The 21,765-nt window shown below is 44.9% G+C and carries 19 protein-coding genes; 7 read left to right on the top strand and 12 right to left on the bottom strand.

The annotated features are described in order from the left end of the window. Positions 1-6: 6 nt before the first annotated feature. Both DBX26_RS03905 and DBX26_RS25400 read left to right on the top strand, forming a co-directional pair. Positions 7-468, top strand: a complete 462-nt coding sequence (locus tag DBX26_RS03905) for an NfeD family protein (protein WP_065299246.1) — start codon at positions 7-9, stop codon at positions 466-468. Positions 469-1,049: 581 nt separating this feature from the next. Beyond that, positions 1,050-1,223, top strand: coding sequence for a hypothetical protein (locus DBX26_RS25400; protein ID WP_014231110.1), 174 nt, complete (start codon positions 1,050-1,052; stop codon positions 1,221-1,223). Between the two features lie 101 nt (positions 1,224-1,324). On the opposite strand, the gene DBX26_RS03900 is transcribed toward DBX26_RS25400, so the two are convergent. The 4 genes from DBX26_RS03900 to zipA all read right to left on the bottom strand — a co-directional run bounded on the left by DBX26_RS03900 (position 1,325) and on the right by zipA (position 6,735). After that, positions 1,325-1,687 (bottom strand): DUF2799 domain-containing protein, encoded by a 363-nt coding sequence (locus tag DBX26_RS03900; RefSeq protein ID WP_065299245.1) that lies wholly within the window; start codon positions 1,685-1,687, stop codon positions 1,325-1,327. 98 nt (positions 1,688-1,785) lie between these two features. Then, a complete protein-coding gene (locus DBX26_RS03895) occupies positions 1,786-3,183 on the bottom strand; it encodes a multidrug transporter (protein ID WP_014231108.1) in 1,398 nt (465 codons plus the stop codon). Between the two features lie 508 nt (positions 3,184-3,691). Beyond that, on the bottom strand, positions 3,692-5,704 hold the full coding sequence (gene ligA / locus DBX26_RS03890) for an NAD-dependent DNA ligase LigA (RefSeq protein WP_118117906.1): 2,013 nt from the start codon (positions 5,702-5,704) through the stop codon (positions 3,692-3,694). Between the two features lie 89 nt (positions 5,705-5,793). Next, the gene (zipA, locus tag DBX26_RS03885) at positions 5,794-6,735 is read right to left on the bottom strand and encodes a cell division protein ZipA (protein WP_014231106.1); all 942 of its coding nucleotides are present in this window, start codon (positions 6,733-6,735) and stop codon (positions 5,794-5,796) included. 250 nt (positions 6,736-6,985) lie between these two features. On the opposite strand from zipA, the gene cysZ reads away from it, so the two are divergent. From cysZ to crr, 5 genes are all read left to right on the top strand, one after another. After that, positions 6,986-7,729, top strand: coding sequence for a sulfate transporter CysZ (gene cysZ, locus DBX26_RS03880; RefSeq protein WP_118119745.1), 744 nt, complete (start codon positions 6,986-6,988; stop codon positions 7,727-7,729). A 164-nt stretch (positions 7,730-7,893) separates the two neighbouring features. After that, on the top strand, positions 7,894-8,862 hold the full coding sequence (cysK, locus tag DBX26_RS03875) for a cysteine synthase A (RefSeq protein WP_061778637.1): 969 nt from the start codon (positions 7,894-7,896) through the stop codon (positions 8,860-8,862). A gap of 297 nt (positions 8,863-9,159) precedes the next feature. Further along, positions 9,160-9,417, top strand: coding sequence for an HPr family phosphocarrier protein (locus DBX26_RS03865; RefSeq protein ID WP_005382043.1), 258 nt, complete (start codon positions 9,160-9,162; stop codon positions 9,415-9,417). A gap of 141 nt (positions 9,418-9,558) precedes the next feature. Next, a complete protein-coding gene (gene ptsI / locus DBX26_RS03860; RefSeq protein ID WP_014231103.1) occupies positions 9,559-11,283 on the top strand; it encodes a phosphoenolpyruvate-protein phosphotransferase PtsI in 1,725 nt (574 codons plus the stop codon). Between the two features lie 121 nt (positions 11,284-11,404). Next, entirely contained in the window at positions 11,405-11,914 is a 510-nt protein-coding gene (gene crr, locus DBX26_RS03855) for a PTS glucose transporter subunit IIA (RefSeq protein WP_014231102.1), read from the top strand. 487 nt (positions 11,915-12,401) lie between these two features. Here the strand turns inward: crr and DBX26_RS03850 are convergent, their stop codons facing one another. The 8 genes from DBX26_RS03850 to DBX26_RS03815 all read right to left on the bottom strand — a co-directional run bounded on the left by DBX26_RS03850 (position 12,402) and on the right by DBX26_RS03815 (position 21,711). After that, entirely contained in the window at positions 12,402-13,556 is a 1,155-nt protein-coding gene (locus DBX26_RS03850; protein ID WP_118117904.1) for a flagellin, read from the bottom strand. A gap of 394 nt (positions 13,557-13,950) precedes the next feature. Continuing rightward, entirely contained in the window at positions 13,951-15,144 is a 1,194-nt protein-coding gene (flgL, locus tag DBX26_RS03845) for a flagellar hook-associated protein FlgL (protein ID WP_118117902.1), read from the bottom strand. 13 nt (positions 15,145-15,157) lie between these two features. Continuing rightward, complete coding sequence (gene flgK / locus DBX26_RS03840; RefSeq protein ID WP_118117901.1) at positions 15,158-17,098, bottom strand: flagellar hook-associated protein FlgK; 1,941 nt, start codon at positions 17,096-17,098, stop codon at positions 15,158-15,160. A 153-nt stretch (positions 17,099-17,251) separates the two neighbouring features. Further along, a complete protein-coding gene (flgJ, locus tag DBX26_RS03835) occupies positions 17,252-18,196 on the bottom strand; it encodes a flagellar assembly peptidoglycan hydrolase FlgJ (protein WP_118117899.1) in 945 nt (314 codons plus the stop codon). Between the two features lie 17 nt (positions 18,197-18,213). Next, positions 18,214-19,305, bottom strand: coding sequence for a flagellar basal body P-ring protein FlgI (locus DBX26_RS03830; RefSeq protein ID WP_020333342.1), 1,092 nt, complete (start codon positions 19,303-19,305; stop codon positions 18,214-18,216). A gap of 42 nt (positions 19,306-19,347) precedes the next feature. Then, positions 19,348-20,124 (bottom strand): flagellar basal body L-ring protein FlgH, encoded by a 777-nt coding sequence (flgH, locus tag DBX26_RS03825; protein WP_014231096.1) that lies wholly within the window; start codon positions 20,122-20,124, stop codon positions 19,348-19,350. Positions 20,125-20,154: 30 nt separating this feature from the next. Further along, entirely contained in the window at positions 20,155-20,943 is a 789-nt protein-coding gene (gene flgG, locus DBX26_RS03820) for a flagellar basal-body rod protein FlgG (RefSeq protein WP_005382032.1), read from the bottom strand. An 18-nt stretch (positions 20,944-20,961) separates the two neighbouring features. Continuing rightward, entirely contained in the window at positions 20,962-21,711 is a 750-nt protein-coding gene (locus DBX26_RS03815) for a flagellar basal body rod protein FlgF (RefSeq protein WP_118117897.1), read from the bottom strand. Between the last annotated feature and the right edge of the window lie 54 nt (positions 21,712-21,765).

The raw sequence follows: 21,765 nt of genomic DNA, 5'->3' as shown, positions 1-21,765 counted from the left end.
CTGCCTATGGATTTTATAAGCTTACTTGATGGGATCACCTTTTGGCATTGGCTCGCACTGGGGTTTGGTCTACTTGCTGTAGAATTACTCGGAACCGCGGGTTATTTTCTCTGGCTTGGTCTGTCTGCCCTGTTGGTTGGTATTTTATTGTCTCTGATGCCGATTAGCTGGCAGCTACAATGGTTGTCTTTTGCCACGTTCAGTCTTGTCACCACTTGGTTGTGGTGGCGACGTCAATGGAAAAACGACGAACAAGATGATTTATCCAGAGATCTAAATCAGAAGTACAAGCAACTGATCGGACAAACTCTCACAATAGACGAAGACTTCTCTGTTGGAGTGAATAGAATCCATGTTGCAGATACCACTTGGTCAGCCCAAAGTGACCAAGCCCTTCCTGCAGGGACCAGAGTAAAAATCGTTGCTGTAAAGGGTATTATTTTAGTCATCGAACCGGTTGATGATTAATTTATGTCAAAATAATGGAGCTTACATGGCTCCATTATTATTTTTCTCACTACTTCTTTTATTTCATCACCTTAATTTAATTCCCAATAAAAATTAAGTTAAAGTTTACTATTATTATCCTATCTATAAATTAAAAATCAACATTAGTCTATGTTATAAAATCAAATAGATATTAAAGTGCCTCGTTACTATATTTACTCTATTTTAAAATTAAAAAATTAACTAATCATGAATAATTTTTTGATCTTTATTGGTCTACATACATACTTAAAGAATAAGCATTGTCATTTAGTGCTTATATTTTAGGTAAGTAAAAGATGTACTATGAAATATGATATTGTTTTAGCTTAACGATGTGTACCACTCGTCACCATGAGCATATACCAATAGCCGTGATAGAAACATCATCACACAAGCACTAGTTCAACCCCTTAATGCAATGGCATGCTTATAGTGAAATACGAGTACTTAACATCCTAACGAAGCTATATTCAAGCTTAGTCTTCTTTTAAGAATTAATCTGGTTATAAATTAATAGTATAGAGACGACTCTATACTCATTAATAAGTATGAGGTTTACCATGAAACGAATTATTACTTTAATTTTTGCTTGCTTGGTATTTTCTTCTCCTATTTCGTTAGCTCAAAATGCCGGTCATGTATTTGGTGCAGGTGTAGACTGCACTTTTAGTGACGGCACGGTTAAGCAACTTCCTCGAGAATTGTGCAAGATGTATGGTGGAGTATTTAAATAAAGATGAATGTTAATTATACGAAGTTTATCTGAGAGCAACTAAGGCACCCAGATAAACTTCATCATACTCGCCAAAAATACCTCTTCATTGTTAGGGGTAAACTAGAGCTTGTAAAAGTCAGAGCCTATAAAAGCTTCCCAACCTCTCTGCCACTCAGCTTTAATCATGATTTCTTGAGGTTGACCGCTACACTGTCCATCATAGCGGATGCCTTGTCTACCCTTCTCAAAAGCTTTAAACGGGTCACAATACTCCGCTTTACCCGCTTTATAGCCATTTTTATATGACTGCTCATCAAAAGCCACCGACTCTTTGAGCGTCTCTAAAATTCCGTTGTCATACGAGTATCCGTTAGCTCCGAATCGCTCGCCTTGACCATACCAGTATTCTTCGGCTGTTTTAGGATTGCTGCTGCATGCTTGTAGAGTAAGAACTAAGACTGAAACTAAAAGAACTTTCTTCATAAAACCACCTAATTACATAATGAAGAGGTACAGTGAAAAACTGATGGCTAAGAACAAAAAAAGCTGGGCGATTGCCCAGCTTCTCCTTTATTCACTAATTATTTTACGCCGAATGGCATAGTTAGAATTAGTTTAAAGTCTGTCTCATCGTTAAATGCGTTTGAGTATGGACCCCAATCTGGCGCATCTGAATCATTGTAGAAGTTAGTGTAGTAGAAGCTAATGTTAGCATCTTTAAGCGCGCCACCTTGAATAGCGTAGTTTGCGAAGAAGCTGTATGCGTACTCTACCAACTCATCGTAACCTGAAGCTTTCGCTCCAGCACCGTATGCGCCGCTTAGACCCGCGCTAAACCCGTTACCACCGATGTCAGCAAAGTCACGAGAAGCAGATAGGAAGAAGGCGTACTCACCATCGTGGTTAAAGTCAGAACGATTGTTCCACCAAACGTCGTATGAACCGTTTGAACCACCGTATTGCTCAGTCAGACGGTAAGCCATGTTACCTACTTGACCACGCTTGTCATCAGAGTCTGCTGATGTGTATGTTGCGTCAGCACGGAAGCTGTATTGACCCATTGATTTAGACGTTAAAAGCGCTACCTGGAATGCAGTGCTGTCGTATTGGTTGTCATCATCAACTACATACAATTGCGGAGACCAGTATAGACCACCGTCTGTTGTACCTTTCACTTTGAAATGGAAGTTCTTACGGTCGCCATCAGTCAGGGCACCGTAACCTGCGTCAAAAGAGATGCCGTTGTCTAACGCGTAACGAGCACCGAATGAGTAAGCATCGCCTACGTCTTTACCTGCACCACCCCAGAACGTACCTTCGTTGAACTCGTAAGTTTCTTTGAACCATGGAGCCTTGTATTCATCTGCGTAAACAAAGCCTAAAGCAAGTTTGCCAAAGTTCGCGCCAATTTGACCACCACGGTATGTACCTGGAGCAAATGACCAGTTCACACCTAGCGTGCTAGGAACAGATGGTTGGAAATAACCTAATTTAGCGTTAAAGTTTTCACCGAACTTGAATTTCAGTGCCGCTGACGCGAAAGATACACCGTTGTCAGTTTTGTATGAATCACATGAATCACCAGCACCGTAAGGAGAATCACAGTCAAAGAAGTTCATTTCGTGTTCAAATGAACCACCTGTATCTTCACCAGCCCACATGTCGAATGTAGAGTAAATTACTGTATCGAAACCGATTGTGTCAGCCACGTAGCCAGAGTGGAAGCCGAGGTTGGCAAAAATTGAGCCGTGGTCTAGGTTTGTAACTTTAGAAGTATCATTTCCGTTTGCATCCATACCCGCGCGGTCACGTGCACGCATAAAGAAGTTAACGTTACCGCTGATAGTAGATTCAGAGAAAAACTCTGAAACTGATTCCGCGTAGGCTGGGCCGACTGGATCTTCAGCCATTGCAGGAGCTGCAACTACTGCCCCCATCATTGCCGCAGTTAGGGCAGATACCTTAAAAAATTTGTCCATGGATAAACTCCTAAAAATAGATATAGCTGTTTTTTTATCTCACCTTTAGTTGGCCGCCGAAGGAGAGAAGTAATTTCGTGGTAAAGCTTCGTTATTTCTAACTGGGCTTTTTTTAGTTCCTGCATACACACCGTGTATAACACGTTATTAAGACTAACTTCGCGACTAAAAACATCCAAATGGAACTTATTTTTTTTCTAAAAAAATATGAGCCACAACAAAGTTCCATATAAGTTATTGATCCAGATCTTACTTTTACAACCCTTACGTCAATAAAGAAAAATAGCTTTATAAATCAATAATATAAATACAAACACAAAACTCAACATGAAGTGCCTCGCAGAGTATGAAACAAAACAATTTCAATCCGCAAAGGGGAGATCTTGATCACTGAAAAGATTAAATCACTCTAATAATAGAAATATTAGAACTTAATAAGAGGCATTAAAAAGCCCCAGAAGCTTAGCTACTGGGGCTTTTTAGAAAGGTATTTAGGTTTTGGCTAAACTTAATTCATTAAGTCGAGTAAGTCTTGTTCGGTTTTAATTTCAATTCCCAAGTCTTGCGCTTTTGCTAATTTAGAACCCGCATTTTCACCTGCGAATAAAATATCCGTTTTCTTCGAAACACTGCCGGTAACTTTAGCACCCAGCGCCTGTAGTGCCTCTTTTGCTTCGGATCGCCCTAGTTGAGAAAGCGTACCAGTTAGTACAACCGTTTTGCCTTCTAACGGCAGTTCAACACCTTGTTCAGGAGCACTAATTTCTGGCCAGTGAATACCTTGCTCTAGTAAGTCTTTCACTACTGCTTGGTTTTGCTCTTCACCAAAGAAGGTGGTGATATGCTTAGCAACAATGACGCCGATGTCCTGAACTTCAATCAACTGTTCTTCTGTCGCAACCTGAATCGCTTCTAGCGTTTTGAAATGCTGCGCTAAGTTAGCGGCTGTCGCTTCGCCGACTTCTCGAATGCCTAGTGAGTATAAAAAGCGAGGTAATGTGGTTAACTTCGACTTGTCTAACGCATTCACAATATTCTGCGCTGATTTTGGCCCCATACGCTCTAAAACCGTCAAAATGCCTGCAGACAACTTAAACAGATCCGCTGGAGTTTCGACCATTTCTCGATCAACAAGCTGTTCTATCACTTTATCGCCAAGACCATCGACATCTAACGCTTTACGAGACACGAAATGCTTGAGCGCTTGTTTACGCTGCGCCTGGCAAACCAAACCACCCGTACAACGGGTCACAGCCTCTCCCTCAATTCGTTCGACATGAGAATCGCAAACAGGACAGAGCGATGGAAACACAATCTCGCGCGCGTTTTCTGGACGACGCTCGCGGATCACTGAGACAACTTGGGGAATCACGTCACCTGCACGGCGGATCACAACTTGATCACCGATTTTTACTTGAAGACGTTCAATTTCATCAGCGTTATGCAGAGTAGCATTACTTACCGTCACACCGCCGACAAAAACAGGTTCCAGTTTAGCGACTGGCGTAATCGCACCAGTACGCCCTACCTGAAATTCCACATCATTCAATGTGGTGATTTCTTCTTGCGCCGGGAACTTATAAGCAATAGCCCAGCGAGGAGCTCTAGCAACGAAGCCCAGTCTTTCTTGGATCGCAATATCGTCGATTTTTATAACGACACCATCAATCTCATATGGCAAAGCATCACGTCGCTGTAAAATATCTTGGTAGTACGCTTTGACATCCGCCAGGCTATCTACACGCTTAGTCTCAGGGCACATTGGCAGCCCCCATGACTTAATTTGCAGAAATCGTTCATAATGACTCGACGCTAATTCCGCTCCCTGAACAACGCCCACACTGTAGGCATAGAAACTAAGCGGGCGTGAAGCGGTAACACGTGAATCTAACTGACGTAAGCTACCAGCTGCGGCATTACGAGGGTTAACAAAAACTTTGTCTCCCTTTTGACGAGCCAGTTCGTTGAGTTTTTCAAAACCCGCCTTAGGCATGAAAACTTCACCACGAACTTCAAGACGCTCAGGCCAATCATTGCCTCTTAATTTGAGAGGGATGGCGTTGATGGTACGAACGTTTTCAGTAATGTTTTCACCGGTTGTACCGTCACCACGCGTCGCGGCCTGGACAAGAACACCGTTTTCGTACAATAGGCTTACTGCTAAGCCATCCAGTTTTGGCTCACAACAGTATTGTTTAACACTTTGATTGCCAACTCTGTCTTGTGCTCGTTTGTGGAAGCTATCCAGCTCGCTGTCGTCAAAAGCATTGTCTAATGACAACATCGGAACTTCATGCTTCACTTCGCTAAATTCAGATAATGGTTTTCCACCAACACGCTGGCTAGGCGAATCTACTGTAACTAGGTCTGGGTGTTGAGCTTCAATATCCAGCAATTCACGCATGAGTCGATCATATTCAGCATCCGGAATCTCTGGGTTATCTTCCACGTAGTAACGAACGGCGTGGTAATGCAACGACTCTTTTAATTCTTCTAGTCGTTGAAGTACTGTTTCAGACATATTAAAGCCCCGTGTGTTGTCAATCGATGAGGTTGGGAATCGAAGAAAAAGGGCTCCAACCGGAGCCCTTTTATAAATTGGTGTTAAGATTATGCGTTCGCCGTCTTAAACTCAACTATTTGACGTCGATAAGCCGCTAATCGGTCAGGAGTCATCAAGTTTCTTTGGTCATCAAGCACATTACCTCCCATGTCGTCAGCAATCTGTTGTGCTGTCCGAAGCATTAGGTTGAAGTTCTGTTCCGCTTCACCAAAACAAGGTAGCGTCATAAAGAATGAGATGCCTTTAGTCGTAAACTCCGCAGGGTCTCCATGCTCTAAGGTTCCCGGCTGCATCATATTAGCAACGCTGAACAACACTTTTCCGTTACCCGACAGATCAACGTGTCGATGGAAGATATCCATCTCGCCATAAATTAGGCCATTTTGCTTCATGCTATCAAATAGCTCAGTGCCAACGAATGGTTCTTCACCCGCACAATGCACATTGAGAACAATTACCTGCATTTCTGGCTCAGGTTTAGGCTCTTCTTGCGGCTCAGAAACTGCTGCAGGTTGCTCTGCGACATGCATTTCAGCCTGCGGTTCTTCAAACGCTGAAGGTACCGTTTCCTCAACTACTGGCTGAACTGGCTCTTGCATCACAGGTTCTTGAACTACGACGTCGTCATCATGACTCTTCTGCGCAACAAATGAAGGGATCTCTTCCGGCTCTTGCTTAAATGGCTTGTCTTCCGGGACACCGCCAAGCAAAGGATCCGCCTCAAACTTCGAATCAAACGCATTGTCCATACCGAAGTCTGGTTCTTTACGGTCTTTACGAATAATTTCAAAATCGTCTTCAGGAGCAGAGGCGAAGCTTCGCTCTTGCTCTACTGAATCTGCATCCCCTTGGTCAACCTCTAATTTACCCAGAGGCTTGTTACCAAATTTCGCTTTGCCTTCCTTCTTACTGCTCCATAAACCATGAAACAGTAATGCCGCAATGGCTAAAACGCCAACAACAATGAGTACGAATCGCAATTCCTGCATTATTTACTCTCAATATACTTGTTTGTACTACTCGCAGTTCCTTGAGCAGCAACCCAAGTGTAATTATTCTGAATGATACGTTTACTTTACCAAAACTATATGGAGGTTTAGAACAACTTAATGCAAGAAGTTCACTTTTTTGTTGTGATTCTTGCCACGATTCCACTTTACGAGAGGCCTTTTGTTAAGGCATTGAAAGAAAAGTCGCGACAGGTACAATGAGTTTTCTTTCTCTCAACACGAAATGGATATGACGCTAAACAATCAGCCAAGAACCGGATTCGGTTATTTCCTGTATGGAATAAAGCTAGCACTATCTCCAAAGATCAGACGCTTTGTTGTATTACCACTATTAGCGAACGTTCTCCTTGTCGGTGGTGCCATTTTTTATCTGTTCTCTCACCTAAATGTATGGATTGAGAACTGGATTGGTCAATTGCCAGAGTTTCTATCCTGGCTAACTTATGTGCTTTGGCCTCTGCTCGCGCTAACCATACTTGCCACGTTCTCGTATTTCTTTAGTACTTTAGCAAACTTTATCGCTGCGCCGTTCAACGGACTGCTGGCTGAGAAAGTAGAAGAATACCTGACCGGACAAAAAATCAATGATGACGGCTTCACTGCTGTGATCAAAGATGTTCCTCGAGTCTTAGCTCGAGAGTGGCGTAAACTGCTTTATGTGCTGCCTAAAGCGATTGGTTTATTTTTGCTACTGTTGATACCCGCGCTCGGTCAAACGGTTGGTCCAATACTTTGGTTTATCTTTACAGCCTGGATGTTAGCTATCCAGTACTGTGATTACCCGTTTGATAACCACAAAATTCCATTCAACGATATGCGTTACAAATTGAAACAAAAACAAGGCAAAGCTTATGGGTTTGGCGTTCTTGTTTCTGTGTTCACCACCATCCCAATTTTGAACCTTATCGTCATGCCCGTTGCGATATGCGGTGCGACTGCAATGTGGGTCGCTGAGTTCAAGCACCAAAGATAAGCTATGCTTTCCCTGAAGCACGGGAAAGGCCTCTGCTTTTCCCGGTTCCCTAGCTGAAATCTGGACAACCTAATAAGATATAACTTTTTAATCCTTTCCCCTTTTTTTTAGACCGAATATTCTTCTAACTATATTCACAAAACGTGTAATGAAGGAACATAACTATGAGCAAGATCTACGAAGATAACTCTCTTACTATTGGTAACACTCCCCTAGTTCGCTTAAACAAAGTGAGCAAAGGCAACGTTCTAGCAAAAATCGAAGCGCGTAACCCAAGCTTCAGTGTTAAGTGCCGTATCGGTGCGAACATGATTTGGGATGCAGAGAAGTCAGGCAAGCTTAAGCCAGGCGTAGAGCTAGTGGAACCAACCAGTGGTAACACAGGTATCGCATTAGCGTTCGTAGCAGCGGCTCGCGGTTACAAACTGACTTTGACAATGCCTGAATCTATGAGCCTAGAGCGTCGTAAGCTACTTAAAGCACTTGGGGCAAACCTAGAGCTGACTGAAGCGGCAAAAGGCATGAAAGGTGCGATTGCTAAAGCAGAAGAAATCGTTGCTAGCAACCCAGACAAGTACCTACTTCTTCAACAGTTCAACAACCCAGCGAACCCAGAGATTCACGAGAAGACGACTGGCCCAGAAATCTGGGAAGCAACTGACGGTGAAATCGATGTGCTTGTAGCCGGTGTTGGTACTGGCGGTACGATTACAGGTACAAGCCGTTACATCAAAGGCGAAAAAGGCAAAGCGATCACTTCTGTTGCTGTAGAACCTGCAGAATCACCAGTGATTGCACAAGCGCTAGCAGGCGAAGAAATCCAACCAGCACCACATAAAATTCAAGGTATCGGCGCAGGTTTCATCCCAGGTAACCTAGATTTAGAGCTTTTAGACCGCGTTGAGCCAGTGACTTCTGAAGAAGCGATTGAGATGGCTCGCCGTCTAATGGAAGAGGAAGGTATCCTTGCTGGTATCTCTTCTGGTGCGGCAGTAGTAGCAGCGAACCGCATTGCAGAACTTCCTGAATTTGAAGGAAAAACTATCGTAACAATTCTACCAAGCTCTGGTGAACGTTACCTAAGTACAGCACTGTTTGCTGGCATCTTTACGGAAAAAGAGAACGAACAGTAATATGTGTTCAAATCAATTTTTCGTCTAAAAAAGCCCCGTTCAGGGGCTTTTTTGTTGATCCCTGCCCCACCTTTGGTAATATCAGGGCGTTTTATTTCTAGCTTCAAAATAAAGAAACAGAACACAAAAAGGTTTCAAAGTGATTACGCACGCAAACAGTTGCGCAATCGCAAATCTTTTGACTAGTATCAGAACTAACACGCTTTGAACTCTCCCGTGCTAGCGCACAAGGTATAAAGCAGTTAAGCTCAAACTAGTCACTACTAACAAAAAAATACATTTATTGGGGTATATCACATGTACGAGAAGCAAGTAGAAATCACAGCAGAAAACGGTCTTCACACTCGTCCAGCTGCACAGTTTGTAAAAGAAGCAAAAGCATTCGATGCAGACATCACTGTGACTTCTAACGGTAAAAGCGCTAGCGCGAAGAGCCTATTCAAACTACAAACACTAGGCCTAGTAAAAGGTACTCAAGTAACTATCTCTGCTGAAGGCCCACAAGCTCAACAAGCAGTTGATCACCTAGTTGCTCTAATGGACCAGCTACACTAATCGGTGTCACCTACTCCAAAAGCCATTTTGTGAAAACAAAATGGCTTTGTTGGAAATAGGCTCAAAACTAAGCTAAAACTATTCGTTAGCACACCCATTATTCTCCCGTTTTATAAAGTTGACCAAACTTAAGGTAAGGCTATGATTTCAGGCATCCTAGCATCTCCTGGTATTGCAATCGGTAAAGCACTACTACTTCAAGAAGATGAAATTGTCCTAAACACAAACACTATTTCTGATGATCAAGTAGAAGCTGAAGTTCAGCGTTTCTTCGACGCTCGTGAAAAATCTTCCGCTCAACTAGAGACTATCAAGCAAAAAGCGCTTGAAACGTTTGGTGAAGAAAAAGAAGCGATCTTTGAAGGTCACATCATGCTTCTTGAAGACGAAGAGCTAGAAGAAGAAATCCTAGCACTAATCAAAAACGACAAGCTGACTGCAGACAACGCTATCCACACCGTTATCGAAGAGCAAGCATGCGCTCTTGAGTCTCTAGACGACGAATACCTGAAAGAACGTGCAACTGACATCCGTGATATCGGTTCTCGTTTTGTTAAGAACGCACTAGGCATCAACATTGTTTCGCTAAGCGACATCAATGAAGAAGTTATCCTGGTTGCTTACGACCTAACTCCATCTGAAACAGCGCAAATTAACCTGGACTACGTTCTTGGTTTTGCTTGTGATATCGGTGGTCGTACTTCGCACACTTCAATCATGGCTCGCTCTCTTGAGCTACCAGCGATCGTTGGTACTAACGACATCACTAAACAAGTTAAGAACGGCGACATGCTGGTTCTTGATGCGATGAACAACAAGATTCTTGTTAATCCATCAGAAGCTGAAGTAGAAGAAGCGAAAGCAGTTAAAGCGGCATTCCTAGCTGAAAAAGAAGAGCTAGCTAAACTGAAAGATCTGCACGCAGAAACGACTGATGGTCACCGTGTAGAAGTTTGCGGCAACATCGGTACAGTTAAAGACTGTGACGGCATCATCCGTAACGGTGGTGAAGGCGTTGGTCTGTACCGTACAGAATTCCTATTTATGGACCGTACTGCGCTACCAACTGAAGACGAACAGTACCAAGCGTACAAAGAAGTTGCGGAAGCAATGAACGGTCAAGCTGTGATCATCCGTACTATGGATATCGGCGGCGACAAAGATCTACCATACATGGATCTACCTCAAGAGATGAACCCGTTCCTAGGCTGGCGTGCAGTACGTATCAGCTTGGATCGTCGTGAAATCCTTCGTGACCAGCTACGTGGTATCCTACGTGCATCTGCACACGGCAAACTACGTATCATGTTCCCAATGATCATCTCTGTTGAAGAAATCCGTGAGCTTAAGAAAGCAATCGAAGAGTACAAAGCAGAACTACGTGCTGAAGGTCATGCTTTCGACGAAAACATCGAAATCGGTGTAATGGTTGAGACTCCAGCAGCAGCTGCAATCGCGCACCACCTAGCGAAAGAAGTGTCATTCTTCTCTATCGGTACTAACGACCTGACTCAGTACACACTAGCGGTTGACCGTGGTAACGAGATGATTTCTCACCTATACAACCCACTATCACCAGCGGTACTAACAGTGATCAAGCAAGTTATTGATGCATCTCACGCTGAAGGTAAATGGACTGGTATGTGTGGTGAGCTTGCAGGTGATGAGCGTGCAACACTGCTACTTCTAGGTATGGGTCTGGATGAGTTCTCTATGAGCGGTATCTCAATCCCTAAAGTGAAGAAAGTTATCCGTAACTCTAACTTCGCAGAAGTGAAAGCAATGGCGGAAGAAGCACTTTCTCTACCAACTGCTGCTGAGATTGAAGCAGTCGTTGAAAAGTTCATTGCTGAGAAAGTTCAGTAATACGTAGTACCAAGTAATTCAATACTTAATGGCCATTAGACGGCGAAAAAAGTCGTCTAATGAGCTATATTGGTATACTATAATTCGACAGAATAAAACTAAACCTTAGGAGCATGACACAATGGGTCTGTTTGACAAACTTAAGAAGCTTGTATCTGATGACAGCGCTGACGCTGGTGCAATCGAAATCATCGCACCACTATCTGGTGAAATCGTAAACATTGAAGATGTGCCAGATGTTGTTTTCGCTGAGAAAATCGTTGGTGACGGTATTGCTATCAAGCCAGCAGGCGACAAAATGGTAGCTCCTGTAAACGGTACTATCGGTAAGATCTTCGAAACTAACCACGCATTCTCTATCGAGTCTGACGACGGTGTTGAGCTTTTCGTTCACTTCGGTATCGATACAGTTGAACTTAAAGGCGAAGGCTTCACACGTATCGCTGAAGAAGGTCAATCAGTTAAAGCTGGCGACACTATCATTGAATTCGATCTAGCTCTTCTTGAAGAGAAAGCGAAATCAACGCTAACTCCAGTTGTTATCTCTAACATGGACGAAATCAAAGAGCTGAACAAGCTTTCTGGTTCTGTAACTGTTGGTGAAACTCCAGTTCTACGTGTAACTAAGTAATTATTACTTAAGTTCAAACACGGATAAACGCTGCCAAATGGCAGCGTTTTTTATTGCCTGCTATTTACGTCAGGTCTGTAACTCCAGACTACAGGAACAGTAAATGGTCAGCTTCTCGCGCTGAGATCAAACTGCAGATATTCATACCCCATAGCCTCCTCCGCAACCTATCACGCTTTACATTGGTATCGCGACTGACAGAGATGTTAACCAGCAGGGAATAATTCGGACTTATTTTGATTGGACTTCGAAGAGAGGGAAAAGAAAAAGCCCCTTTTCCTTTGAGAGAACTGGGGCTAGGTTGGTTGCCAGAGCCTATGTGGAGATCAAGAGAAATGAACACATTTCCGGCATACCGGGTGCAACTTTACATTGAAAATGATTGGCAGGTGAGAGATGAGAGAGCCGCTCATTCTGTTATAAAGTTGCTTGCCAAAAGCCCATACTCGTATCCACGTCTGGATATGTTGAATACAGGCTCGATAAACTACTGCAATAGTGTCATTGCAGAGTTTGGCAACTGTTTCGCTTGAGCAAGAATCGATGTACCTGCCTGTTGCAAAATTTGTGCTTTAGTCATTTGCGTGGTTTCTTTCGCAAAATCAGTATCTTTAATTCGGCTGTTTGAAGCGTCAACATTTTCCTGGATGTTCGCCAGGTTATTGATACTGTGGCTCAAACGGTTCTGTTTCGCGCCTAAATCAGCACGTTGCGAGTCGACATACTTCAGCGCAGAATCCAATACAGAAATCGCATTTTGAGAGCCCTGAACCGTCGTCATATCAATATCTTGTACCGACGTTCTCACTGGTTCGCTGTTTAAGCCTAACTCAGATGCGAGGCCACCGGAGATAGAAATATCGCCTTGAACATTTGGATGAGCCACAAAAATCTGTAGCTTGCCATCTTCGCTCACTGACGCGTTAATCATATCAGACTGGCCGTTGATATACGTCGCAAGCTCTTCAATGTCGTCACCCGCTTTAGCGCTGATGCTAATGTCTAGATCATCAACATTTCCGTTCTCATCCTTGCCCATACCCGGCAGGGTAATGTTGAGATCTGCTTTAGTCGGATCGACACTCCAATCTTTGCCCTTACCAGATTCAGAGAAGAAGGTTACGCCACCCATACGCGTATCGTCAGCACGGATACTGGTGAGGCCCATGATCATAGCTTCACCCGAGCTAGCACCTATCTGGAATGCCGCGTCACCAAATGAGCCGTTAAGTAGACGACGGCCACCGAATGAGGTCGTTTCTGCAATTCGGTTTAACTCATCAATCAGAGCTGAAGATTCTTGGTTAATAGCTTGGCGCTCTGCCGGAGAGTTAGTTCCGTTCGATGATTGAATCGCAAGATCGCGCATACGTTGCATCACGGATGAGGCTTCATTCATCGCACCTTCAGCCGTCTGCGCAATCGAAATACCATCGTTCGCGTTACGCATAGCCACATCCAGACCACGAGATTGCGCAGTAAGACGGTTCGAGATCTGTAAACCAGCCGCATCATCTTTCGCACTGTTAATCTTGTGACCTGTAGATAAACGCTCCATCGAAGTATTTAACTCGTCAGTCGCTTTGTTTAAATAACGCTGCGCGGTCATCGCGGAGACGTTAGTACTAACTGTTACAGCCATTTTGCTCTCCTTTTGAGTTCGCAAGCTTTTGCGAAGCGGCCAGCTTTACTCTCATTTGGATAAGCACTGACCGTAAAAATTACCCGCTAAATCTACCTGGATGCAGGGTTTAGAATTTAGAAATCCATACTGACAATCTCAATACAATTTGTATGCCAACTTATAAGCCACATAAAAATTAAACAACAATCCAATTTGAAACAATCAGTTACACCAACAAAGTCGCCAGCTCCATCCACCCAGTAGCGAACACGAGTCACGTATGATTGCCGCTTTCGGTAACAATATGCCGCTCAAATACCTTAACGCTGATTGGAAATTTCTCGCACTTAAGGCATGGCACATAAGGCATTAAAAACTTTCCAAACCATTCAGATAAAGCTGAGTATCGCACCTAGATATAATTAAATAACGTCAGGTCTTTAGTTTTACCAAAAGCTTGTTGTGAGGCTTGCAAAGCACGTGAATTCTCACTGAATTCAATCACGGCTTTCGAGTAATCTAAATCTTCAAAATTGCTCTTTGCCTTGGCCAGCGACAGATTAAAGTCTTCGTGGTTTTGCTCCTGAATATCGAGAGTACTTAACCTTGCCCCGACATCGGTGCGCGCCTTGTTGAGATGAATAAACGCCGCCTGAAATTCCTCGGTCATTTGATGTAATTTCGCTGTCGAGGATGTATCCGAAACAGATTGTTCAGACCATGACATGGCTTGCTTAAAGGTGTCGAAAATATTGAAAGATTCGCGCTTTTCAATACCAATGCTGTCGCCGGGCGTAATCTGCCCTTTTACCTGCATTTTTAACTCTTTGTACTCAATGCCTTTCTCAGGTGAAAATTCATCCGCTTTAACGACCGAACCATTACGCTCTAGCTGATAGCCAAACTTACCGTTATTCATATCAACAAACGTCACCCGGTAAGAAGCCGTATCTTCTGTGTCAGCATTGGTTGCTTTGCCTAACAACAACTCTGAACCGTTCTGCAACTCGTAATTCGGCTGATAATCACCAAATGGGTTAGGGATTTCCATAAACAATTTGCTGCCAGGGTCGTTCATCGGCATCTCAAGCATGTTGGATACTTTCATCTTGCGCTGATAGTCATCACCGGCGTAGTGCACACTGCCGTCTTTGTCGCGATAAAAAGGCTGACTTTTCGACTTTGTACCGGCAAATACATAATTCCCCGACTCATCTTGCGCATTCACCAAGCTCAGAAAGTTATTAGCAATTTCTTCCAGTTCACGCTTTTTGGCTTGCCTGTCCTCGACAGAGAGCGCACCGTTAATCATTTCCATCGTGAGACGTTTTGATTCGTCAGCGAAACTCTCTGCGTTGGCGATGTTCACTTCGTGGTTTTCTAGTCGGTTACGTACCAAAGTTATCGAGCTTAAATACTGCTGTATTTGCTCTTGCTGCTGACCAATATTCTGAACGTAATGCGCAGCCAAAGGGTCATCACTTGGCTTAAGCAACTTCTTACCCGATGCAAGTTGTTCTTGATTGTGATGAACCTTGTTCTCCTGGCGGCGCAAGTCATTTTGTACGGACTGATAGTTATGGAAACTAGAAATTCGGGTTAACACTTATTTCTTCTCCTTACCTCAGTTGTAAAATGGTGTTGAAGGTATCATTCGCCGCCTGCATCACACGTGACGACGCCATATAAGCCTGCTGAAATTTCATCATGTTGGCGGCTTCTTCATCTAGGTTGACGCCAGAAATGGACGCTACACGTTCTTGTGCGGATTCATGTTCCAGCTGAGCAACCGATGCCAAACGGTTAGCCGTTGCCGATTTCAGCCCCACCTCGGTATTTAGATTGTGGTAAACATCAATCAGAGTGCTCGACTTGCCATCCATCATTTTGTCAGTCTGCAACTGCTGCATTTTCCTTAAGTTGCCGTTACCACCTGGCGACGGTACTAAGTTGGCTGTAAATTTGTCGTTCAGCAGTGCGCCTTCCGTGAGTTCAAAGATTGTTACATCACCATTTTTATACAACGGATGGTTCTTCGGCACTGAAATTTCGATGATTGGATTGTCTTTATCCAACGGATAGTCGTAGTTATCGGACAACAAATTGCCTTTGTTATCGGTAATTTTTAGCCACGCTTTGTCGTGTTTTTCGTCCGCAGGCTGTACCGTCACCTCAAACTCTCTAACGTCACCGGCTTCATGAATTTTGAATTTGGCGCTGCCTTGAGCAAACGTGGTAGACGCTTCATAGCTTTGCGCCGCAATGGATTTTGCGTCGTTGGTTTCCATTTTAATGATGGCGGCACCGCTGCGGGTAGGACGTAAAAGTACACGTTCGCCAGTGGCAAGGCCTTCACCAATTTGAACGTTCATACCGTCCAACACGAAGGAAGAATCCGACTGATCGATATCCAGCTTAAGCTGCTCACCCTTAGGGGTCGTGACGCTGTACTGGTCGCCATCATAGCGCAACGTATATTCCCCGCCTTTGAGTGCAGAGATATCATCCACATAAACCGCGACTTCTGCCTGAGAGTCAGGTGCGGCGAACACTCGTGATTGTGCGACCAGTTCCGAGTTAATATCGGTAAATACCTCTTTACCAATTTTGCCGTTGAGATCCAAACCTTGGGATTGCAACTGATTCACTTTGTATGAAAAACCGGTAGCCAATCGGCCCATCTCATCAAGTAACTGTGGAATGTGCTGGTCACGCATATTGAGTAGAGCGCCCATTTTTCCGTCGATGTCGTCTGATTGAATCGCCTTGATGCCGCCACCTTCCACCATCGCCAAACGTCGCTGGAGAACGTCTGGATACCCATCAATCATTTTTAACTGACTGGCTTCGGTGCCTGAGACTAAAGTGTGGCCATTACCAATGTGGACGTTAAACCCTTCCGCATTTTTGCGCGGGGTAACTGTGACCTTGGTGTATTCAGACAGTTCCTTAATCAGCTTCTCATGTTGGTCCATCAAATCATTGTGCGGCCCCGGAGTACGCATCATGAGACGATGAGTATCGCGAATCTCCAGCGCGATCTGGTTAATGCGCTCTATCCCCATATCCAACTTTTTGTTGGTTACATCAGACTGTAATCGAACCGTTTCATGGAAATCGTTCAATGTGTCAGAAAAGATTTTTGATTTCTCAAGCACCACTTTACGCGCGCCTAAATCATTTGGGGTGTCAGACATGGTTTTAACTGCATCAAACCATTCATTGAGGTTTTCAGGGATCTTCTTCGAGGCAACCGAGCTCAGCATGCCTGAAAGCATGTCGAGATTATCTTGGGTATCGGTTTTGTTGGCATTGTTGGTCGATGCCATATTGAGTTCATTAACGGCAAACTGATCCCAAGAGCGGCGAACATTTTCCACATGCACGCCCATGCCATAAGTGGCTCCGCCAAACTGACGCGGATCGTTAGTGCCTTGAACCACAGACTGACGGCTATAACCCTCTGTATTAACATTAGAAATGTTATGACCAGTGGTATTCAATTGTCTCTGAGCGGTAAGCACACTTTGAGTACCTACATTCAGAAGATCTGACGCCATACATGCCCCCAAAAACGAAAAAATCGGTAAAAGTCCGATTGCCTACACAAACAAAGCAAAAGGTATGCCAAGCAAAGAAACAAGTAGGAACTATCGATAAAATAAAGGCTTGCACAATGGCAAGCCTTAAAGATGAGAAAAAATAACGAGGGGCTACATGCTTTCTATTTTCTGCTGCACTTGCAGAACTTTATCCGCGTAGTCAGGGTCAGTGGCGTAACCAGCATGTTGAATGTCACGAATGAACGATTCGGAATCGCCACGTCTTTGCAGAGCGACCTCATAACGCGGATTATCGTTTAAGAATCGAACGTAATCGTTGAAGCTGTCTTGGTAGCTTGAGTACGAGCGGAACGCGGCAGTTTCTTTCACTGGCGTATTGTCATGAAACTCTAATGTCTGAGTGGTGACTTTCTCCCCCTGCCAACTGCGATCCGCTTTGATATTAAACAGATTGTTGCTGCTGCCACGTGCGTTCTTAACTACTTTTTGTCCCCAGCCTGTTTCTAACGCGGCTTGAGCAAGAAGCAGAGATGGCTCAACCCCTAACGCTTTAGCTGCCTTTTCTGCATAAGGCATCATTGAACTGACAAAAGATTCTGGAGAGTCAAATCGAGTCGGTGCTTGAATGTTAGCTAGAGTACGGTTTGGACGTTCTAACTCGCCAGATTCAATCAAACGTTGTTCGGTTTCACGTGCTTTTTGCGGGTCAACACGGCGATACTCCACGGCATTATTTGCCGCATCACGCACAGCGGTTTCACTCTTATCGCTGCCCTGTCCTGCTGTCAACTGAGCGACAATCATATCAGCGAGGCCCATTGAGCCCGAAGCACTCAGTTCACTCGCCATCTGCTCGTCCAACATTTGACGGTAAAACTTTTCGTTCTGACTGTTCATGAAGTTCGATTCGAAACCTTCGTTTGCTTCACGCATCGACTTGAGCATCATTGAAGTAAAAATGGATTCGAACTGGCGCGCTGCTGCACGCAAGGCTTCGTGCTCACCATCTTTGCCCTCTTTGACTGCTTTTTGTCTTAGAGTATCGAGTGAGCTGATGTCGTGGATAAAGCCGATATCGTTAGGATTCTTAATCATTGCCGCCTCCTAACGACTTAGATGATGATCAACTGGCCTTCAATCGCACCAGCTTGCTTTAATGCCTGTAAGATAGCCATCAAGTCTGAAGGCGCAGCGCCGACTTCATTGACTGCGCGAACCAAATCGTCCAGCGTCAGACCCGGCTCAAACTTGAACATCTTGCCCTGCTCTTCGTTCACTTCAATGTCAGAATCCGGAACAACGACCGTCTGGCCGCCCGAGAAGGCATTCGGCTGACTCACACTGAGGTTTTCTTTGATGGATACCGTCATACCACCATGTGTTACTGCTGCTGGCTTAAGGCGCACATGCTTGCCGACAACGATGGTACCCGTACGGGAATTTACGATGATTTTTGCGGCACTATCAGCTGGGTCGAATTCCAGATTTTCAATCGCAGACAGAAACGCCACACGTTGGCTCACATCACGCGGCGCGCGCACACGAACGGATGTCGCATCGACCGGACTCGCCATTTGAGGCCCTAGGAAATTATTAACCGCATCGGCCATGCGTTGCGCCGTGGTGAAATCAGACTCTAGCAAGTTGAAAGTGATGTAGTCGCCACGGCCAAAAGGGTTAGGAATTTCACGCTCTACCGTCGCACCACTAGAGATAAGACCCACGGTTGGGTTATTACCGACAATCTTTGAGCCATCGGCACCTTCCGCACTGAAGCCACTAACGACCAGATTACCTTGTGCAACGGCATACACCTGGCCATCTAAACCTTTTAAGAAAGTTTGCAGTAGCGTGCCACCACGCAGGCTTTTCGCGCTTCCGATGGATGACACCGTGACGTCGACTTGCTGACCTGGCTTAGAAAAAGGCGGCAATGTTGCCGTTACCATCACAGCGGCAACGTTTTTGATTTTTGGCTTGGTACCCGGCGGCAGTTGAATGCCGAAGTTTTGCAGCATGGCCGCGAAGCTTTGTTCCGTAAACGGGTTAGACTCCCCAGTACCCGGCAAGCCTGAAACTAAACCATAACCTACAAGTTGGTTGCTACGTACCCCTGCCACTTGCGCGACGTCTTTAATACGTGCGGCTTGAGCAGCAGTTGAAAACAGCGCAGCGCTCAGTAGGAGTAAAAAGATTTTTTTCATGCTTACCTATCTCTCGCAATTAAATTGCCGCAGTACGGCACCTTAAAGCGCTACATTAAAGAATCGTGCCAAGAAGCCAGGCTCTTGCATATCTTGTTGCAACCCGGTGCCTGAATATTGAATGCGGGCATTCGATACACGATTGGAAGCAATCGTATTGTCAAAATTAATGTCGTCAGGGCGAATGGTGCCACTTAAACGAATGTACTCATCGCCCGTATTCAGAGTCATCCACTTCTCGCCACGGATAACCAGATTACCGTTGGCAAGCACTTCAATCACTTCGACAGTAATGTAACCGCTGATGCTGTTACTCTGTTTCGCTGACGAATCACCCACAAAGCTGTTACTGCTGTTTAAGTCATAAGAAAAGTTGTAATTGCCGCCGATTTGCAGCTCTTGACCACCGACTGATAACGGGTCCATGGTCGAGTCATTACTTTTCGACAAATCCGCGTTAGCACTCTTAGTCGCGCTTGTGGTTTCATCTAACGTAACAGTGATGATGTCACCAATACCACGAGGTTTGGAGTCGTCGTAAAGATCGGTAATGTGCTCGGGACTGAATAATGACCCGGTTGCCGCAGCATAGTGCTCCGGTTTCTGTTTGGGATGGATTGGAGCCCATGCAGGATCGCCAGCCACCGGATCAGTTCTGCCGCGTAAAGTGTCCACAATGCCGCTGCTGTCTTCTGATTTGTCGCCTTCAACGGCATCAACCACCGTGGTTGCTTGAGAGACTTCATCGGTTTCAATTGGCTCTAGCATGGCACAACCAGACATGGTGCTGATAAGTGCAAGCAGGTAAATACGTTTCATCATAAGATCCTTAATCTCGATGCTTAAGCGTTACAGCTGCTGGTTCACGAAGCTCATCATCTTATCGACGGATGAAATCACTTTAGAGTTCATTTCATACACACGCTGCGCTTCGATCATATTGACCAACTCTTCGGTCACGTTAACGTTCGATGCTTCCAGCATGGATTGGCGAATTTCACCCAAACCGTCCAGCCCTGGTACCCCTTCTTGTGGGTCTCCACTCGCGCCAGTCGGCAAATAAAGGTTCTGACCGATTGGCTCTAGACCTCCCGGGTTGACGAAGTCGGTAATGGTGAGCTGACCGACGACTTGGTTGTCTTGCTGACCACGAACACGAACTGACACTTCCCCGTCCGTCCCCACCGTGATTGAGATTGCGTCTTCAGGAATGACGATTTCTGGCTCTACCGGGTAACCAGAGCCTGATGTCACGAGCGTACCTTCACCATTGAGCGTGAATTGACCATTACGCGTATAGCCGATGTTGCCATCCGGCAAAGTCACCTGAAAGAAACCATCGCCTTCCACCATCATATCCAGCGCATTCGTGGTCGTTTGCGCATTACCGTGAGTGTGCACTTTTTGCGTGGCAACCACTTTAGAACCGGCACCCAACATCAAACCACTTGGTAATTCTGTGTTCTGAGAAGACTGACCGCCTGGCTGATTAATGTTCTGATAAAACAAGTCTTCAAATACGGCACGGCTCTTTTTGTAGCCAACCGTTGAGGCGTTCGCCAGGTTGTTTGAAATCGTTGCGATGTTGGTTTGTTGGGCGTCTAAACCGGTTTTACTAACCCATAGTGCTGGATGCATTGTGAACCTCTAACTCTGTTAACTCATACGAAGCAGTGAATCTGAAGACTTGTCCATATCTTCAGCGGTGCTCATCATCTTGACTTGCATTTCAAACTGACGCTGAAGGTCAATCAATGCCGTCATTTCACCCACGGCATTGACGTTACTTCCTTCAATAGCACCGGTCTGGATGCCGATGGTTGCGTCTGCTTCGTAAGGCTGGTTTGGAGTTTTATGGCGAAATAAGCCATTGGTGTCTTTAAATAAATTGCGGTCGTCAGTTTTCACAAGCTTGATACGATCAACCACTTGTAATTCTTCTGCTGGAGCACCTTGTGGAAGTACAGAGATGGTGCCATCACGACCGATTTCAATTTTAGAGAGAGGGATAGGTAAAGTAATCAGGGCGTCATTCTCACCCAATACGGCATGGCCACTCGCATTAGTCAGTAAACCATTTTGATCGACTTTTAAGTTGCCGTTACGGGTCAACCCTTCTTTGCCAGTGTGGTCTAAAACAGACAACCAACCGCTGCCTTCGATAGTAATATCCAAATCGCGGCCAGTGGTGATCACACTGCCTTGAGCAAAGTTATGTCCCGGACGCTCTGTCATGCTAAACACACGTGAAGGGAGCCCTTCTCCATACGCTTGCATCGAACGAGCCTGTGTCAAATCCGCACGAAAACCCGTGGTGCTCACGTTGGCCAGGTTGTTGGCACGCAATTGCAGAGCCTGCATGTTTTGCTTGGCGCCGCTCATTGCGAGAAACAGTGCGCGATCCATAAATTACTCCCTAAAGTCCTCTGTACTTGAGAGTAAAAGCAATACTTATGCCAA

The organism is Vibrio sp. dhg (assembly GCF_003443775.1).
Classification (GTDB): domain Bacteria; phylum Pseudomonadota; class Gammaproteobacteria; order Enterobacterales; family Vibrionaceae; genus Vibrio; species Vibrio natriegens.
The sequence above is the reverse complement of the archived record's forward strand: the minus strand, read 5'-3'. Positions and strand labels throughout refer to the sequence as shown.

What these genes read in the sequence shown, in the direction of transcription:
- DBX26_RS03905 (WP_065299246.1), top strand. Translation starts at nt 7, where the DNA reads ATGGATTTTATAAGCTTACTTGATGGGATCACCTTTTGGCATTGGCTC.
- DBX26_RS25400 (WP_014231110.1), top strand. Translation starts at nt 1,050, where the DNA reads ATGAAACGAATTATTACTTTAATTTTTGCTTGCTTGGTATTTTCTTCT.
- DBX26_RS03900 (WP_065299245.1), bottom strand. Translation starts at nt 1,687, where the DNA reads ATGAAGAAAGTTCTTTTAGTTTCAGTCTTAGTTCTTACTCTACAAGCA.
- DBX26_RS03895 (WP_014231108.1), bottom strand. Translation starts at nt 3,183, where the DNA reads ATGGACAAATTTTTTAAGGTATCTGCCCTAACTGCGGCAATGATGGGG.
- ligA (WP_118117906.1), bottom strand. Translation starts at nt 5,704, where the DNA reads ATGTCTGAAACAGTACTTCAACGACTAGAAGAATTAAAAGAGTCGTTG.
- zipA (WP_014231106.1), bottom strand. Translation starts at nt 6,735, where the DNA reads ATGCAGGAATTGCGATTCGTACTCATTGTTGTTGGCGTTTTAGCCATT.
- cysZ (WP_118119745.1), top strand. Translation starts at nt 6,986, where the DNA reads ATGACGCTAAACAATCAGCCAAGAACCGGATTCGGTTATTTCCTGTAT.
- cysK (WP_061778637.1), top strand. Translation starts at nt 7,894, where the DNA reads ATGAGCAAGATCTACGAAGATAACTCTCTTACTATTGGTAACACTCCC.
- DBX26_RS03865 (WP_005382043.1), top strand. Translation starts at nt 9,160, where the DNA reads ATGTACGAGAAGCAAGTAGAAATCACAGCAGAAAACGGTCTTCACACT.
- ptsI (WP_014231103.1), top strand. Translation starts at nt 9,559, where the DNA reads ATGATTTCAGGCATCCTAGCATCTCCTGGTATTGCAATCGGTAAAGCA.
- crr (WP_014231102.1), top strand. Translation starts at nt 11,405, where the DNA reads ATGGGTCTGTTTGACAAACTTAAGAAGCTTGTATCTGATGACAGCGCT.
- DBX26_RS03850 (WP_118117904.1), bottom strand. Translation starts at nt 13,556, where the DNA reads ATGGCTGTAACAGTTAGTACTAACGTCTCCGCGATGACCGCGCAGCGT.
- flgK (WP_118117901.1), bottom strand. Translation starts at nt 17,098, where the DNA reads ATGGCGTCAGATCTTCTGAATGTAGGTACTCAAAGTGTGCTTACCGCT.
- flgJ (WP_118117899.1), bottom strand. Translation starts at nt 18,196, where the DNA reads ATGATTAAGAATCCTAACGATATCGGCTTTATCCACGACATCAGCTCA.
- DBX26_RS03830 (WP_020333342.1), bottom strand. Translation starts at nt 19,305, where the DNA reads ATGAAAAAAATCTTTTTACTCCTACTGAGCGCTGCGCTGTTTTCAACT.
- flgH (WP_014231096.1), bottom strand. Translation starts at nt 20,124, where the DNA reads ATGAAACGTATTTACCTGCTTGCACTTATCAGCACCATGTCTGGTTGT.
- flgG (WP_005382032.1), bottom strand. Translation starts at nt 20,943, where the DNA reads ATGCATCCAGCACTATGGGTTAGTAAAACCGGTTTAGACGCCCAACAA.
- DBX26_RS03815 (WP_118117897.1), bottom strand. Translation starts at nt 21,711, where the DNA reads ATGGATCGCGCACTGTTTCTCGCAATGAGCGGCGCCAAGCAAAACATG.